This window comes from Paenibacillus sp. RRE4 (genome assembly GCF_031844205.1).
Classification (GTDB): Bacteria; Bacillota; Bacilli; order Paenibacillales; family Paenibacillaceae; genus Paenibacillus; species Paenibacillus xylanexedens_B.
This window is the reverse complement of sequence record NZ_JAUZUT010000008.1, coordinates 108,117-123,671: the sequence shown is the minus strand read 5'-3', so window position 1 is coordinate 123,671 and position 15,555 is coordinate 108,117. Positions and strand designations below refer to the sequence as shown.

Genomic DNA, 15,555 nt, shown 5'->3' with positions numbered 1-15,555 from the left:
AGATCAGGAAAGGAGCGTTAGCGTTGCTATATTCGCAATATCAGTGGAATACACCACATATAAATCTGGAGGCGGCTGCGGCACTATCGCAGGCGCTTTCCGTTTCCCCTCTAGTAGGACGTTTGCTTGTAAGCCGAGGTGTGCACAATGAAGAGGGGGCAGAACGTTTTTTACATCCTGACTTGAATCAGATGCATGATCCTTATCTGCTATTAGGCATGAGTGAGGCCATTCCTCGAATCAAGCAGGCATTGGAGCGAGAAGAACATATTTTAATTTATGGAGATTATGATGCCGATGGAGTATCCAGTACATCGCTCATGATCCATCTGATGCGTCATTTGGGAGCCTCATACGATATCTATATTCCTCATCGCTCGAATGAAGGTTACGGTCTTCATAATCATGCTTTGGACTGGGCTCAACAGCAAGGAGTTACATTAATTATTACTGTCGATACGGGAATCAGCGCTGTAGAACAGATTGCTTATGCTGCAACACTGGGGATCGAAGTCATTGTGACGGATCATCACGAACCCCCTGAGGTTTTGCCAGAGGCATACGCACTGATCAATCCGAAACTACCGGGGTGTCCATATCCGTTCAAGGGCCTAGCTGGCGCTGGTGTAGCGTTGAAGGTTGCTCAGGCATTGATTGGTGAGGTGCCGGGTGAATGGATGGAGATTGCGGCGATTGGAACGGTAGCTGATTTGATGCCGCTTGAGGGCGAGAATCGGGTGATCGTCAGTTACGGGATCGAATCCATGAGAGGTTCCAAACTTCCTGGAGTTAGTGCTTTACTTGAGATTAGTGGTGTGGATCAAAGTCAGGTGACATCCATTAATATTGCTTTTGCCATGGCTCCACGTATTAATGCTAGCGGCCGATTAGATCATGCCGGAAGAGCGGTATCACTGCTCACGACGGAAGATTTGGATGAAGCCCATACCCTTGCGGGACAGCTGGATCTACTCAATCGAGAGCGGCAACAAGTCGTGGAGGGTATTCTACAGGAAGCGACAGCGCAACTGGAAAAGAAAATTGAACAACGTTCCGGAGCTGTGCCGGATGTTATCGTACTAGCGGGCGAAGGGTGGAATGTCGGTGTAGTCGGCATTGTGGCTTCCAAGCTGCTGGAGCGATACTATCGCCCGACACTGATTCTGGGAATTGATCCCGAGAGTGGCGTCTGCAAAGGATCCGCGCGTTCCATTGAGGGTCTGGATATTTATGAGGCACTTACCGTGAACAAAGATAGTATGGATCATTATGGTGGCCATCCTGCGGCTGCAGGAATGACGCTGCATCGTGATCAATTGGAAGAGCTTGAGGCGGGATTAAATGAATATGCCGCGACGGTACTAACCGAAGAAGACTTTGTACCTCAGCGCCTGGCTGATGATGAATGCAGAATTAGTGATGTGCCACTCAAGGTGATTCAGGAGATTGACCGATTACAGCCGTTTGGCATGAGTAATCCATCACCGCGTTTTGTATTGAGACAGGTGACTGTCAAGGAAACCAGAACCATGGGGCGGGAAAAACGCCATTTGAAGCTGGTTCTTGAACAAGACGGTCAGCAGCTGGAAACTGTTGCTTTTGGCAAGGGAGCACTGGCCGAATTTCTCTCCCCCGGTTCTGTCATCGATGTGATGGGGGAACTGTCGATCAATGAATGGAATGGCATGAGAAAGCCGCAAATGATGCTTCAGGACATCAGCGTTCCTGGGTCACAAGTGTTTGATATGCGTGGACATGCTGAGCCGCTGATCGCAATGAAGCACTTCCTGAGTGCGCTTGACGTACATCTGCGATATAAAGCGGGGGCGATTGGGGCCATTGTTCGAAAAGAAACCAATGTTTCTGAGGGAAATTCATTGTATGAACCGTGCCTTTGGGTATATGATAGAAAGGTCGGGTTATTTCCGTGTAATGCTGCCGCAAAGCAGTATGGGCAGGAAGAAGTCCGGACGTTATTTGTGTTTGATACGCCGGAAACCCCGGAACAACTTGATGCAATGCTGGCTTTGTTCAGCGGAGCCGAGAATATCATCCTTCTGCACGGATCAGGCAACCGTCGAGACCGACTTCAGATGCCTTCCAGAGAACTGTTCAAGCGGTTTTATATGCTGGTGTTCAAATGGAAAATGGAACCTGTGGAGGAACAAGAGATAACCCCTGTACTCAGTCGTCAATGTGGTTGTTCTACGCGTATGATCACGATGATGCTTGATGTTTTTGAAGAGCTGGCCTTCATTACTCGGAAGGACGGCAAAATCGTGGTTGCGGAAAGCCCGCCAAAACGTGATTTAACTTCAGCACGTCATTATCAGGCGCTGGAAAACATGGCCGAGACAGAACAGGTGATGCTGGATGCATCTACACCTCAACTGACACAATGGATGGTATCCCGGATGAAGGGCGTATCTTAGATGGAAGTTTGTGTATTTATTTTAGGAGGAGATTATTTTGGATTTTAAAGAGTATATTCGTGTCATTCCTGACTTTCCACAACCGGGAATCAGCTTCAAGGACATTACAACATTGCTGAAAGATGGAGAAATGTACCGCAATGCGATCAATGAACTGAAACAGATGGTATCTGAACTGAAAATTGATGTCATTGCTGGACCTGAAGCACGCGGTTTCGTTGTGGGCGCCCCACTGGCATACGCTCTTGGCGTTGGTTTTGCTCCAATTCGCAAAAGTGGAAAATTGCCTGGAGCGACAATCGAAGCAGGGTATGATCTCGAATATGGCAAGGATACACTTGCAATGCATACAGATGCAATCGAGAAAGGGCAAAATGTCCTGATCGCAGATGATCTGCTCGCAACGGGCGGAACCATTGCAACTTCCATTAATCTGATTGAACAATTGGGCGGTAATGTGGTAGGTGCTGCATTCCTGATTGAATTGACAGATCTGAATGGCCGTGGCAAATTGCCTGAAAATATGAGTGTATTTACGTTGATGAACTACTAAACGTAAATCAACTTATGAGTTGCTGAGAGTTATGAAAGTTGACTTCCCAAGTTTCCCGGGAAATAATATACAGCATTAACGATTAGTAAAAAGCCTGCTTCTCCAACGTCTTAAGTTGGGGAGGCAGGCTTTTTAAATTACTTTTTTGAAGCTGAAATACGTTCTCTTATTGAGATATCCACACGCGAACTTGCATTCTTATCATATGATGCTTAGTCAGGTGTTTTTTCGATAATTGGTTGTTTTTTACTGTCTTCGTTCAATAAACCAAGTACCTCGAACAATTTGAACAACAGACTGAGAAGCATTCCGGCAATCGTAGCCAGTGCCATGCCTTTCAGATGTACACCATAGAAGGAAACTTCCGTACCGCTAAGCCCGATAACCAATACGAGTGTAGTCAGGAGCAGATTTGTCGGTTTGGCGAAATCCACTTTTTGTTCAACCAAGATGCGTAGACCGGAAGCCGCAATGACTCCGAACAGAAGCAGGGAGACACCACCCATAACAGGTACTGGAATGTTCGCAATAAGTGCTGAGAACGTGCCGGAGAAAGAGAGTAGGATGGCAATGACAGCTGCACCACCGATAACGTAAATGGAGTAGACACGAGTCAGAGCCATAACACCGATGTTTTCGCCATATGTCGTATTCGGTGTGGATCCCACGAAACCGGACAGAATCGTAGACACGCCATTACCAAGCAAGGAACGATGCAGTCCAGGGTCTCTGGACAAATCTTTGCCCACAATGCTGCTGGTGACAAGTAGATGCCCGATATGTTCGACGATAACGACGAGTGCTACCGGTAAAATTGTGAAGATGACGGACCAATCAAATGTAGGTGTAGTTATGGTTGGCAGAGAGAGAAAATCTGCGTTAGCAATTTTATCTGTGTTCACTTCTTTTAGAAAGTACCCGAGGGCATACCCGGACACAATACCGATCAGGATATGAATTATTTTAGGAAAGCCGCGGAAGGTTACAGCACCGATGACGGTAATTCCTAACGTGACCATGGATAAAATAATAGGTTTGGCTTGAGGAACCCAACCGGGGTTGTTCACAGGATCAGAATTAATGAGACCCGCCATTCCGGCGGCGACAGGTACAAGCTCCAGACCAATCAGGGCAACGATCGCGCCCATTACTGCTGGCGGAAATACAACGTTAATCCAGCCTGTGCCGGCATATTTAATAATGAGTGCAACGAGGCAAAACACGACTCCTGTTACGATAAAAGCTGCGAGAGCCATGGAGTAACCATTCTCTGGATGGCCTTTCAAAACAGCCATAACCGGTGCAATAAAAGCAAAGCTTGACCCGAGATATGCGGGGATTTTTCCTTTACACATCAGAATGTACAATAGCGTACCAATTCCGTTCATCAACAGAATCATGCTAGGGTCCACTCCGAACAGGTTAGGTACAAGTACTGTACTGCCAAACATAGCGAACAAATGTTGCAAACTCAATAATGCACCTGGGCCAAAAGGCATCTTCTGATTAACTTGAATTTCGCGTTGCAACGAATCTCATCTCCTTTTCCGATACACAAACTTTCAATAGATTACAGAGTTTCTTTCAAATTAGCAATAACAATTTTCAGGATTGGACTGTAAATCACTTATTTTCTCAGATTTCCCTTCTATTTCAGCAATAATCGGCAATAATGGATAACAACGGAGACTTTTTAAAAATTGGATAAACGCTCTTATTCGTCAGCAGTTGACGGGAAACGGGCAAGGCGTCATAATTATAGGAAATTACTTTTACGGGGAACCTGTGTTGATGTATTGTCACGGGTTCCATTTTGTATAGAAAGGACACGGAACAGATCAGAATGGGCATAGAGCAATTACTCGAGAAGGCCGGGGCGTATATCAAAGAACCCGATCTGGTGCGCATACGAGAAGCTTACGAATTTGCTGATCAGGCTCACCACGGACAGACGCGAAAATCGGGAGAACCGTATATTCTGCATCCGCTTGCGGTTGCCGACATTGTTGTGAATATGCAGATGGACACCATCTCCATTATTGCAGCACTTCTTCATGATGTAGTAGAGGACACTACGGTGTCGCTTGAAGAGATCCGCACTCATTTCGGCAATACGTGTGCCATGCTTGTTGACGGCTTGACGAAGCTGGAACGCATCCAGTTTCGCTCCAAGGAAGAACAGCAGAACGAGAACTACCGCAAAATGTTCATCGCCATGGCGCAGGACATCCGTGTCATCGTGATTAAATTGGCTGACCGTCTGCATAATATGCGGACCCTCAAATTTCAGTCGGAAGAAAGCCAGCGCCGGATCTCGTATGAGACACTGGAAATTTTCTGTCCGATTGCAAACCGTTTGGGGATCTCTGCGATCAAATGGGAAATGGAGGACATCGCCCTCCGTTATTTGAATCCGCAACAATACTATCGTATTGCAAATCTGATGCATAAGAAACGTGCAGAACGTGAGCAGTACATCGACACAGTAATGGATGGCATTACAAGCAAGCTCGAAGAGATGGGCATTCAAGCAGACTTGTCTGGCCGCCCGAAACATATCTATAGTGTGTTCAAAAAAATGACGACCAAGAACAAGCAGTTTAACGAGATTTATGACCTGCTTGCGATTCGTATTATTGTGGATAATATCAAGGATTGTTATGCTACGCTCGGCATAATCCACACATTATGGAAGCCGATGCCTGGACGATTCAAGGATTATATTGCCATGCCAAAAGCCAATATGTATCAGTCCTTGCACACAACTGTGGTGGGGCCTAACGGGGAGCCAACCGAGGTACAGATTCGTACCTGGGATATGCACCGTACAGCCGAGTTTGGTATCGCGGCACACTGGGCTTATAAAGAAGGAACTGCGGCAGGGCCTCAGTTTGAAGATAAAATCACCTTTTTCCGGGAAATTCTTGAACTTCAAAATGAAGCGCAGGATGCTTCCGAATTTGTCGAATCGCTCAAAATGGATTTCTTCTCGGATCTGGTGTTTGTATTTACGCCAAAAGGGGAAGTCATTGAATTGCCAAGCGGCTCCGTACCGCTGGATTTTGCCTACCGTATTCATACCGAGGTGGGAAATCGAACCATTGGTGCCAAAGTAAACGGCCGAATTGTTCCGCTTGACTATCATCTCAAAACGGGCGATATTATCGAAATTTTAACTTCCAAGCATTCTTACGGTCCAAGTCAGGACTGGTTGAAAATTGCAAAATCTTCCCATGCACGGGCGAAGATCAAACAATGGTTCAAGAAGGAACGTCGTGAAGAGAACGTAGAAAAAGGCCGGGAGAGCTGCGAGCGAGAGCTGAAACGTATGGGACTTGATCCTTCTGCGTGGATGACCGATGACAAGCTAATGGAAGCGGCCAAAAAATTTGCGTTTAACGATATCGATGATATGCTAGCGGCGGTTGGCTTTGGCGGGATTACTGCCGCTCAGATCGTCACAAAAGCAACGGAGAAGCTCCGCAAAGAGCAGGAAGAATCCAATCTGCTGGAACTGAATTCCGAGATGCGTGAACTTAAGCCAGCTCCTGAACGCAGAAACAGACCAACCAACGGTATTCGTGTCAAAGGCATTGATAATCTGCTGGTTCGCTTTGCAAGGTGCTGTAACCCTGTGCCTGGAGATGACATTATAGGTTATGTTACACGCGGCCGCGGCGTTTCTGTGCATCGCAGTGACTGTCCAAATATCCCTACAAGTGCGGATGGTGAAGAGGCAGCACGGGTAATTGAAGTCGAGTGGGAAGAGAATATCGAATCGAGCTACAGTGTCGATATCGAGATTACAGGTCATGATCGCAATGGACTGCTCAATGAGGTGCTTCAGGCTGTTTCCGAAAGTAAAACGAATATATCTGCTGTCACCGGACGGACGGATAAAAATAAATTGGCATTGGTGCACGTCACCATTCTGATTCGCAATACAGATCATTTGCATGCCGTTGTGGAACGAATTAAACGGGTGAAGGATGTTTATTCTGTACACCGAATTATGCAGTAAGGAGTCCGTAAGATGAGAGTGCTGGTACAACGCTGTAAAGAGGCTCAGGTAACCGTGGGTGATGAATTGACAGGCAGAATCGAATCCGGTTTAATGCTGCTTGTAGGCATAACTCATGAGGATACGGAGAAAGATGCGATCTACTTGGCAGATAAAATTAGCGGGCTTCGCATTTTCGAGGATGAACAGGGAAAGATGAATCTCAGCCTGCTGGATGTAGGCGGTGCGGTTTTGTCCGTTTCACAGTTTACGCTGTATGGTGATTGTCGTAAAGGCAAACGCCCAAGCTTTGCTGCGGCGGCTCGTCCAGAAGCGGCTGAACGTTTGTATGAAACGTTTAATCAGTTGTTGCGGGATAAAGGGATTCGGGTGGAAACGGGACGTTTCGGAGCGATGATGGACGTTACGTTTACGAACTGGGGGCCGGTTACCCTGATGGTAGAAAGTCCTTCGTAAGACTGAGCTTGCGCATAATTGCGCAGTGAAGGGGCCATAATGAGAGAGAAGTAAACGTTGGTGTTACATTGTTGTTGTATCTTTGTTGACCAAAGGAGTTTCTCTGAATTATGCGCCAATCAGCAAAAGTAACCAAGAACCAGAACGAGCCGCTAATGATGCCTGGCAATCTGGCGGAGTCACTTCAACTTGCCCGATCTGCCGCTGCTCATGTGTGCACATTGTGGACGTTGCAAACTTCAGATAAAGACAGGCAGGAGCATCATCCACGACCGTAGCTCAACCATCTAATAAAACAAAATAGTGATGCTCGAAACCCCGGTTGTTTGACAATCCGGGGCTTTTTGCTGTTATGATTCACATTTCATCTTCCCGGAGGCAGGCTGCAAAATCAATTCCAAATGCATGGATTGTTATAAAAGGCACTCCTTGGGGTAATAACAAAACGAGGCACAAAAGAAGTGCCAAAGGATAGAATCAATCTCTCTAGGTTTAATCACATTCGAATACGGAAAGGAGACCATAGATCATGAGTAAAGTTGCTTTTTTGCTTGCGAATGAGTTTGAGGATTCAGAAATGAAGGTTCCGTACGATGAGGTGAAGAAGGCTGGACATGAGGTACACATTATCGGGTTAAAAGCGGGAGAAACGCTTCAAGGCAAGGGCGGCAAGGCTTCATATACGACGGACAAAGCGATCTCAGAGGTGCATGCGTCAGATTATGATGCAGTCGTTATCCCGGGTGGGTCGTCGCCGGAAAATTTGCGAACAGACGCAAATATCCTGAAATTTGTTACGGAAATCAATGCGGCCAATAAACCAATCGCTGCAATCTGCCATGGTCCGCAAATTTTGGCTAGCGCGGATCTGCTCAAGGGACGAACAATTACATCTTATCCTCCACTCAAGGATGACATGGTCAATGCAGGAGCCGATTTCAAGGATCATGAAGCGGTTGTGGATGGAAACTATATTACATCCCGTACACCCGAAGATGAACCAGCATTTGTTCGTGAATTGATGAAAGTAATATAAGCATTAAAGGGTAAACTGAATACGATGATGGCATTCTAATGATATATTTTATTCCATAAAGGAGGGTTTGACATGGCAAAACATATTCAGGCGTATTTTCGAACCGAGGATGAGGCAGAGGGTGCAAGAACCTCACTATTGACGTTCCATACCGAGCAGCTTGAAGTAGGTCAACTGGATGCTGCCATTGGCAGGGATACACGAGTTATGGTTCCACTGGTTCCTTATAACACGGCTGGTGGTGTAGGTACGAATGGTGCAATGGGCGTAGGAGCTGCCCCCGGTGTTCCAGCTAGCGAAAATGTAATTCCTGTTGTCACCGATGTTAATCGTGACGCTGAACGCGATCCTCGCAACAGAGTGAATGAGGACGGAGATATGCTGGATGCCGCAGATGTGACTTCGGCCGACTATGATGACCTGCATTATGTTCTGTCTGCCAAAGTAAGAGATGAGGATTATGATGCGATCGTTCATAAGCTTCGCTCTAATCATGCCTATGTGGAAGAACTCGATTAATTGATAAAAACAAGCTAGCCCTTACGCTACCCGGTCTTCTATAGCCGGAGAGACGTAAGGGCTTTTTGTTGTACACAATGATTCGATGAAACCTGCAAATTTGCTGGCGAAAAAGAAAGAGAGGATGTGGAAAATTATAAATAATTAAAGCGCTATCATTTTTGTAATATTACTGTAATATTAGTAACACAAGCCTTTAACAATGTGCGTTTATAATAACACACATGACCCCCTTTTTTTATATATCCTTTGAACCTGCACACCGTGTGCAGGTTATTTTTTTTCTGTCTTAGGATGTTAGCCCTTGACTTTAGTACTGCGGTTCATTACAATCAGAAAATAATACGTTGACCATAGTCAACAAAAGTCGTTTTTTTTGAAACATATGACTGATTTGATGACGGGACCAAGTACTCCGTACCCACATGACCAGAGAGGAATCCCCAAGGCTGTAAGGATTCTCTTGATGAGCGGACGAATGACTTCCCCGAGAACAGACGGCGAACAAGGCAGAGAACATCTGCGGATCTTAGTAGCCGGCCTGCGCATGACGTGCGTTATACGTAGAGCGGAAGAACTGTTGATCTGGATGTAGCATTGAAAATATCCTGACGTAGCAACAACAACCTGAACGGCTATAGGCTCAGGCTTCCGGAATGTGGGTGGTACCACGGGTGAATGTATATACAATCTCTCGTCCCTTTGTTTGCTTTTCATAAGCAAACAGGGCGAGGGATTTTTTTGTTTTCAAGTTGATTCTCCCTGTACACGGGAACGTAGAGTGTAGAACCAATCTGAAGAAACGGAGTGTTCGCCTTTATCACCGGATTTTTAACATTTCTAAATGTTAGATCAGGAAAATCCGGGGATAACAGCGATCGGAAGATGGTACTGCAATCGAAGTGGTCAAGTGTACAGTTAGAATTCACGTTTACAGAGAAAATCAATGCTGGAGGGATACAGATGGGTTTTCAGAAACCGACAGGAACGCAGGATTTGCTACCTGGAGTAGTGGAGAAGTGGCAGTATGTAGAAGAAAAAGCAAGGGATCTGTGTCGACGTTTTAATTATCGCGAGATCCGCACGCCGATTTTTGAGCAAACATCTTTGTTTGTACGCGGCGTAGGGGAAACGACAGATATCGTTGAGAAAGAAATGTATACCTTCGATGACAAAGGCAATCGCAGCATGACACTTCGTCCGGAAGGCACAGCTGGCGTAGTTCGCGCTTACGTAGAGAATAAGCTGTACGGCGAACCGGACGTGAGCAAGCTGTATTATATCGGTCCGATGTTCCGGTATGAGCGTCCGCAGGCTGGTCGTCAGCGTCAGTTTCACCAGTTCGGTGTAGAAGCTCTTGGTGCAGTTGATCCGGCAATTGATGCCGAAGTTATTGCGCTTGGTTATCAATTGTGTGTAGAGCTTGGTCTAAAGGATGTCAAAGTGGAAATTAACTCGGTGGGCAATGCAACTAGTCGGGCGGAATACCGCGAGACACTGCTTGGTTTCCTGAGACCAATGAAAGATACACTTTGCAAAGACTGCCAATCCCGGATGGAGCGTAACCCGCTGCGTGTACTGGATTGTAAGGTGGATCAGGATAAATTCGTTGGGGCTCCGTCCATCCTGGACAGCCTGGATGAAGAATCATTGAGTCATTTTGCCAAATTGCAGGCGTATCTGGACGATTTCGGCGTAGACTACGCGGTGAACAATCGTTTAGTGCGGGGACTCGATTATTACACGCTGACAGCATTTGAGTTAAAGGCACAAGGTATCGGAGCCATTGATACCGTTGGTGGCGGTGGAAGATACAATGGTCTTGTTGGTGATATCGGCGGACCGGATCAGCCGGGTATTGGCTTTGGTATTGGTCTGGAGCGTATTCAGCTCATTCTGGAACACCAGAATATTGAAGTAACTACACTCGCTCCGCTTGACGTGTATTTTGTCGCTCTGGGTGAGGCAGCTGATCGTGAGGTCAATCGACTGTTGTTTAAATTGCGTCAATCGGGCTTATCCGGCGAACGCGACTATCTGGGCCGTAAGATGAAAGCACAGATGAAATCAGCAGACCGCTTCAAAGCTCGTTATACGGCGATTCTTGGGGATGACGAACTGGAACGCGGTGAAATCTCACTTAAAGCGATGGATACCGGCGAGCAGCAGACTGTTAAGCTGGATGAGCTGGTGGCTACGGTACGCGGAAATCATTAAGAACCTACGTTGAAATGACAAGCTTAGAATCGGCAAGTGGCTATGGTGAATAGATATTCCGATTTCAAGGATGGTACTCTCCAGAGACAGCATGCCTTTCGAATATATCTTCACGTAACCGGAATGTGGAAGGCGGGCTACATGCTTGTCTTACACAGAACGGAAATTTCACATAAGAGGAGTTTGGTTATGAAAAGAAGTCATCATTGCGGGGCATTAACAGACGCACATATCGGTGAAACAGTAACATTGAACGGCTGGGTACAGACCCGCCGTGACCTGGGGGGCGTACTTTTTATCGATCTGCGTGACCGCAGCGGAATTGTACAAGTTGTTTTTAACCCGGCATATTCTGGTGAAGCATTGCAGATCGCAGATCGTGTACGCAGTGAGTATGTCATTGCGGTAACGGGTAAAGTGGTTAAACGTGATGCAGAGACTGTAAACAAAAACCTGCCGACAGGCGAGATCGAAGTTCAAATTACGGAAATCGAAGTGCTGAATGCAGCCAAAACTCCTCCGTTCTTCATTGAAGATGGGGTTGAGGTCGATGAGTCCCTGCGTTTGAAATATCGTTACCTGGACCTGCGTCGTCCGGAAATGTTTGAAACATTGAAGCTGCGCTCCAAAGCGTCCAAAGTATTCCGTGACTTCCTGGACGGAGAAGAGTTCGTTGAGGTGGAAACACCAATCCTGACCAAGAGTTCCCCGGAAGGTGCGCGTGACTATCTCGTACCAAGCCGTGTGCATGAAGGAGAATTCTTTGCCCTGCCACAATCCCCACAAATCTACAAACAATTGTTGATGGTTGGTGGACTTGAGCGTTACTACCAAATCGCTCGTTGTTTCCGTGACGAGGACTTGCGTGCAGACCGTCAACCGGAATTCACTCAAGTCGACATCGAGACGTCCTTCTTGCAACAAGATGACCTGTTACCAATGATGGAACAGTTGATGGCGAAATTGCTTCGTGAAACGAAAGGCATTGAGCTGGAATTGCCATTCCAACGGATTACGTATGCTGATGCCATGGGCAAATACGGTTCTGACAAACCAGATCTGCGTTTTGGCATGGAACTGGTGGAGATGAACGATATCGTAGCAGGCAGCGGTGTGAAGGTATTCGCTTCCGTCATTGAAAAAGGCGGCGAAGTGAAGGTACTGAACGCCAAAGGCTGCGGTACTTGGAGCCGTAAAGAGATCGATGATCTGGGACCATTCGCTGCACGTTACGGCGCTAAAGGTCTCGCTTGGATTCAAGTGAAAGACGGCGAGTTCAAAGGGCCAATCGTGAAGTTCTTTACGCCGGAAGAGATTGAAGCGGTTAAAGAACGTACAGGCGCTGAAGAAGGGGACTTGCTGCTCTTCTCCGCTGACACCAAAAAAGTGGTCGCTGATGTTCTCGGTGCCCTGCGTCTGAAAATCGGACGTCAACTGGGCCTGATCGATGACAGCAAATTCAAGTTTGCTTGGGTTGTGGACTTCCCGCTACTCGGCTATGATGAGGAAGCGAAACGTTATGTGGCGGAACACCACCCGTTCACACGTCCAAAAGACGAAGATGTACATTTGTTTGACACAGATCCGGGTGCAATCCGCGCTCAAGCCTACGACCTTGTACTGAATGGTTATGAAGTTGGTGGCGGTTCGATGCGTATCTACAAACGTGATGTACAAGAAAAAATGTTTGCTGCGCTTGGACTTACACCAGAAGTGGCTAACGATAAATTCGGTTATCTGCTCGAAGCATTCGAATATGGTACACCACCACATGGCGGTATCGCATTTGGTCTGGACCGTCTCGTAATGTTGCTGGCAGGACGCACAAATCTGCGTGAAACCATTGCCTTCCCGAAAACGGCGAGTGCAACTGATCTCTTGATGAATGCACCTTCCGAAGTGGATGGATCACAACTCGAACAACTTCACATCCGTGTAGCCCGTAAACCTGTCGCGGAAAAGAAATAAAGGAGGCATCGATTTTCAATGCTCCATCAATTTTCAAGAACAGAGCTTGCAATCGGACCAGAAGGTCTGAACACGCTCAGAAATAGCACGGTAGCCGTACTTGGCATCGGCGGTGTGGGCGGGATTGCTGTAGAAGCACTTGCCCGTAGCGGAGTTGGCCGAATCATCCTGATTGACAAAGATGTAGTGGATATTACGAACATCAACCGGCAAATTCATGCACTTACCACGACAGTAGGTCAGAAAAAAGCCGACTTGATGGTAGAACGTGTGAAATTGATCAATCCGGAATGCGACGCCATTGCGCTTAACATGTTTTATACGGAAGAAACGTATGAGGAATTGTTCAAGTACGATCTGGATTACGTACTGGATGCTTCCGATACGATTATCTACAAAATACATCTGATTAAAGAGTGTCTTAAACGCAAAATTCCGATCATCTCCAGCATGGGCGCTGCGAACAAAATGGACCCGACGAAATTCCAGGTCGCGGATATTTCGAAAACGTCCATGGACCCGATTGCCCGTGTAGTACGCACCAAGCTACGCAAAGACGGCATCAAAAAGGGCGTAAAGGTAGTATTCTCCACCGAAGAGCCACTCAAGCCACGTGCAGACGTGACGCAGAAGATCGTTCCCGAGAATGCGCCTGAGATTCGCAAAGCGAAACAGCCGCCGGCAAGTAACGCTTTTGTCCCGCCAGTAGCTGGTCTGATTATGGTCAGTGTTGCCGTGAAAGATCTGCTTGAAAAAGCAGAGAAGTCAGAGGCTTAAGCATACAACAGATCAAATCAATTAACATTGTATAAGATTAACCGATGAAGCGCGGGTGCTATGAGCACCTGCGTTTTTTGGTGTTTTTCTTTTTGCGCGCCGCATCTTCAATGGGGGATTCAATATGTCAGGATTACGTCATGTACTTCACTTTGAAAACGGTGTATGATATGTTGTGCTGCGCGAAATGATGATACATACATACTGATTTGCGGCGTATAGGTTCAACTTAACTTTTTACACGAGAATGGAGAGGGGAACAGAACAAATGAAACACGGGTGGTTGTCCAGACAACTGGGCATGGAACCAGAAGATCAGTGGAAGAAGGAAATTGTGGCTGGTGCCATATCCTATTTCGCGGTCGTTTACATTGTGATGGTGAATGCGAAGATTCTTTCCGATGCGGGTATGCCGTTGCAGGCAGCGATGGTAGGTACGTTGCTCACATCCATTGCAGGATGTTTGCTTATGGCTTTTGGAGGTAAATCACCAATTGTTGTGGTGCCCGGCATGGGAATAAATGCATTTTTCACATACACACTTGTGCACTCGATGAAGCTGACTTGGCAAGAAGCGCTGGCTGTAGTGGCTGTTACGGGTGCCCTGTTTGCTGTCGTTGCCTTTACGTCGTTATATAAAATGATCAGCGAAGCGATCCCGAAAAATTTGCAGCATGGCATCACGGTCGGGATTGGATTGTTTCTAACCTTTATCGGACTGCAAAAGAGCAGCATTGTGATTGCCCATCAGACAACGTTTGTTGCTATCGGACACTTTAATGATCCCAATGTTATTACAGCTTGCGTAACACTTGTGCTCGCCGTTATTTTATTTATCCGAAATGTTCAAGGCGGTTTGCTCATCAGCATTTTAATTGGGACAGGACTTGCTTACGTGCTCGGAGCTGTACATCCCGGCGAAGCGGTATCTGCTATGGAAGCACTGCGGCAATATGGCGGTCTGTTTGGTGAATTATCTCTGATGAAGCTGGCGGATATTGCATTCTGGATTGCTGTCTTTTTGCTACTGTTGATTGTTGTGTTTGAAAATATCGGGCTCATCACCGCGCAAACGAATATGATTGGTCGGCCGGAACGTTTCAAGGGCAGTCTGCGTGCACTGTCGGTTAGCACGGTGCTGGCAGGTATTTTGGGTAGTAGTCCACCCGTGGCAGCAGCGGAGACTACAGCGGGCATCGCGGCAGGTGGCCGTACAGGATTAACGCCGCTGGTAACAGCGGTGCTGTTCGGAGCCACCTTTTTCTTCATTCCGCTACTCGGGTATATTCCCGATAGTGCGATTGCACCTATTTTGATCATCATCGGCGGCTTGATGGTACAGGGTGTCAGAGATATGGATTTCAGCGATTTTACCGAAGCGTTTCCGGCGTTTCTGATTATGGTCATGATTCCTTTTACATATAGCATTGTGGATGGAATGGCTTTTGGATTTATCGCGTACCCGCTGGCAAAACTGGCTGCCGGAAAAGGAAAAGAAGTGCCTGTCGTCATGTATGGCATTTCGATTCTGTTCCTGGCGAACTTTATATTGCATGGTATTTTGTAAAACGAAACG

12 protein-coding genes are annotated in these 15,555 nt (G+C 46.8%); 11 read left to right on the top strand and 1 reads right to left on the bottom strand.

The features are described 5' to 3' along the window. The first annotated feature begins 23 nt into the window (after positions 1-23). Both recJ and Q9R46_RS24170 read left to right on the top strand, forming a co-directional pair. Positions 24-2,432, top strand: a complete 2,409-nt coding sequence (gene recJ, locus Q9R46_RS24175; RefSeq protein ID WP_311282095.1) for a single-stranded-DNA-specific exonuclease RecJ — start codon at positions 24-26, stop codon at positions 2,430-2,432. Between the two features lie 37 nt (positions 2,433-2,469). Next, positions 2,470-2,985: an adenine phosphoribosyltransferase gene (locus Q9R46_RS24170; protein ID WP_090915586.1), complete on the top strand. Its 516-nt coding sequence runs from the start codon at positions 2,470-2,472 to the stop codon at positions 2,983-2,985. Between the two features lie 212 nt (positions 2,986-3,197). On the opposite strand, the gene uraA is transcribed toward Q9R46_RS24170, so the two are convergent. Next, the gene (gene uraA, locus Q9R46_RS24165) at positions 3,198-4,514 is read right to left on the bottom strand and encodes a uracil permease (RefSeq protein ID WP_311282094.1); all 1,317 of its coding nucleotides are present in this window, start codon (positions 4,512-4,514) and stop codon (positions 3,198-3,200) included. A 314-nt stretch (positions 4,515-4,828) separates the two neighbouring features. Here uraA and Q9R46_RS24160 point away from each other — a divergent pair, with 314 nt between their 5' ends. The 9 genes from Q9R46_RS24160 to Q9R46_RS24120 all read left to right on the top strand — a co-directional run bounded on the left by Q9R46_RS24160 (position 4,829) and on the right by Q9R46_RS24120 (position 15,546). After that, entirely contained in the window at positions 4,829-7,006 is a 2,178-nt protein-coding gene (locus Q9R46_RS24160) for a RelA/SpoT family protein (protein WP_090915582.1), read from the top strand. A gap of 12 nt (positions 7,007-7,018) precedes the next feature. Continuing rightward, entirely contained in the window at positions 7,019-7,462 is a 444-nt protein-coding gene (gene dtd / locus Q9R46_RS24155) for a D-aminoacyl-tRNA deacylase (RefSeq protein WP_311282093.1), read from the top strand. A 110-nt stretch (positions 7,463-7,572) separates the two neighbouring features. Continuing rightward, on the top strand, positions 7,573-7,740 hold the full coding sequence (locus Q9R46_RS24150) for a hypothetical protein (protein WP_186331698.1): 168 nt from the start codon (positions 7,573-7,575) through the stop codon (positions 7,738-7,740). A gap of 251 nt (positions 7,741-7,991) precedes the next feature. Beyond that, entirely contained in the window at positions 7,992-8,498 is a 507-nt protein-coding gene (locus Q9R46_RS24145) for a type 1 glutamine amidotransferase domain-containing protein (protein WP_123066288.1), read from the top strand. 72 nt (positions 8,499-8,570) lie between these two features. Further along, a complete protein-coding gene (locus tag Q9R46_RS24140; protein WP_123066289.1) occupies positions 8,571-9,017 on the top strand; it encodes a hypothetical protein in 447 nt (148 codons plus the stop codon). Between the two features lie 963 nt (positions 9,018-9,980). Then, positions 9,981-11,234, top strand: coding sequence for a histidine--tRNA ligase (gene hisS / locus Q9R46_RS24135; RefSeq protein WP_145332677.1), 1,254 nt, complete (start codon positions 9,981-9,983; stop codon positions 11,232-11,234). 189 nt (positions 11,235-11,423) lie between these two features. Next, positions 11,424-13,202, top strand: coding sequence for an aspartate--tRNA ligase (aspS, locus tag Q9R46_RS24130; RefSeq protein ID WP_311282092.1), 1,779 nt, complete (start codon positions 11,424-11,426; stop codon positions 13,200-13,202). Positions 13,203-13,220: 18 nt separating this feature from the next. Next, entirely contained in the window at positions 13,221-13,979 is a 759-nt protein-coding gene (locus Q9R46_RS24125) for a tRNA threonylcarbamoyladenosine dehydratase (protein ID WP_090915572.1), read from the top strand. Between the two features lie 268 nt (positions 13,980-14,247). Further along, positions 14,248-15,546 (top strand): NCS2 family permease, encoded by a 1,299-nt coding sequence (locus tag Q9R46_RS24120; RefSeq protein WP_311282091.1) that lies wholly within the window; start codon positions 14,248-14,250, stop codon positions 15,544-15,546. Positions 15,547-15,555: the final 9 nt, after the last annotated feature.

Coding starts and splice junctions, on each gene's coding strand:
- Q9R46_RS24150 (WP_186331698.1), top strand. CDS start 7,573: ATGCGCCAATCAGCAAAAGTAACCAAGAACCAGAACGAGCCGCTAATG.
- Q9R46_RS24145 (WP_123066288.1), top strand. CDS start 7,992: ATGAGTAAAGTTGCTTTTTTGCTTGCGAATGAGTTTGAGGATTCAGAA.
- Q9R46_RS24160 (WP_090915582.1), top strand. CDS start 4,829: ATGGGCATAGAGCAATTACTCGAGAAGGCCGGGGCGTATATCAAAGAA.
- Q9R46_RS24125 (WP_090915572.1), top strand. CDS start 13,221: ATGCTCCATCAATTTTCAAGAACAGAGCTTGCAATCGGACCAGAAGGT.
- hisS (WP_145332677.1), top strand. CDS start 9,981: ATGGGTTTTCAGAAACCGACAGGAACGCAGGATTTGCTACCTGGAGTA.
- aspS (WP_311282092.1), top strand. CDS start 11,424: ATGAAAAGAAGTCATCATTGCGGGGCATTAACAGACGCACATATCGGT.
- Q9R46_RS24120 (WP_311282091.1), top strand. CDS start 14,248: ATGAAACACGGGTGGTTGTCCAGACAACTGGGCATGGAACCAGAAGAT.
- Q9R46_RS24140 (WP_123066289.1), top strand. CDS start 8,571: ATGGCAAAACATATTCAGGCGTATTTTCGAACCGAGGATGAGGCAGAG.
- dtd (WP_311282093.1), top strand. CDS start 7,019: ATGAGAGTGCTGGTACAACGCTGTAAAGAGGCTCAGGTAACCGTGGGT.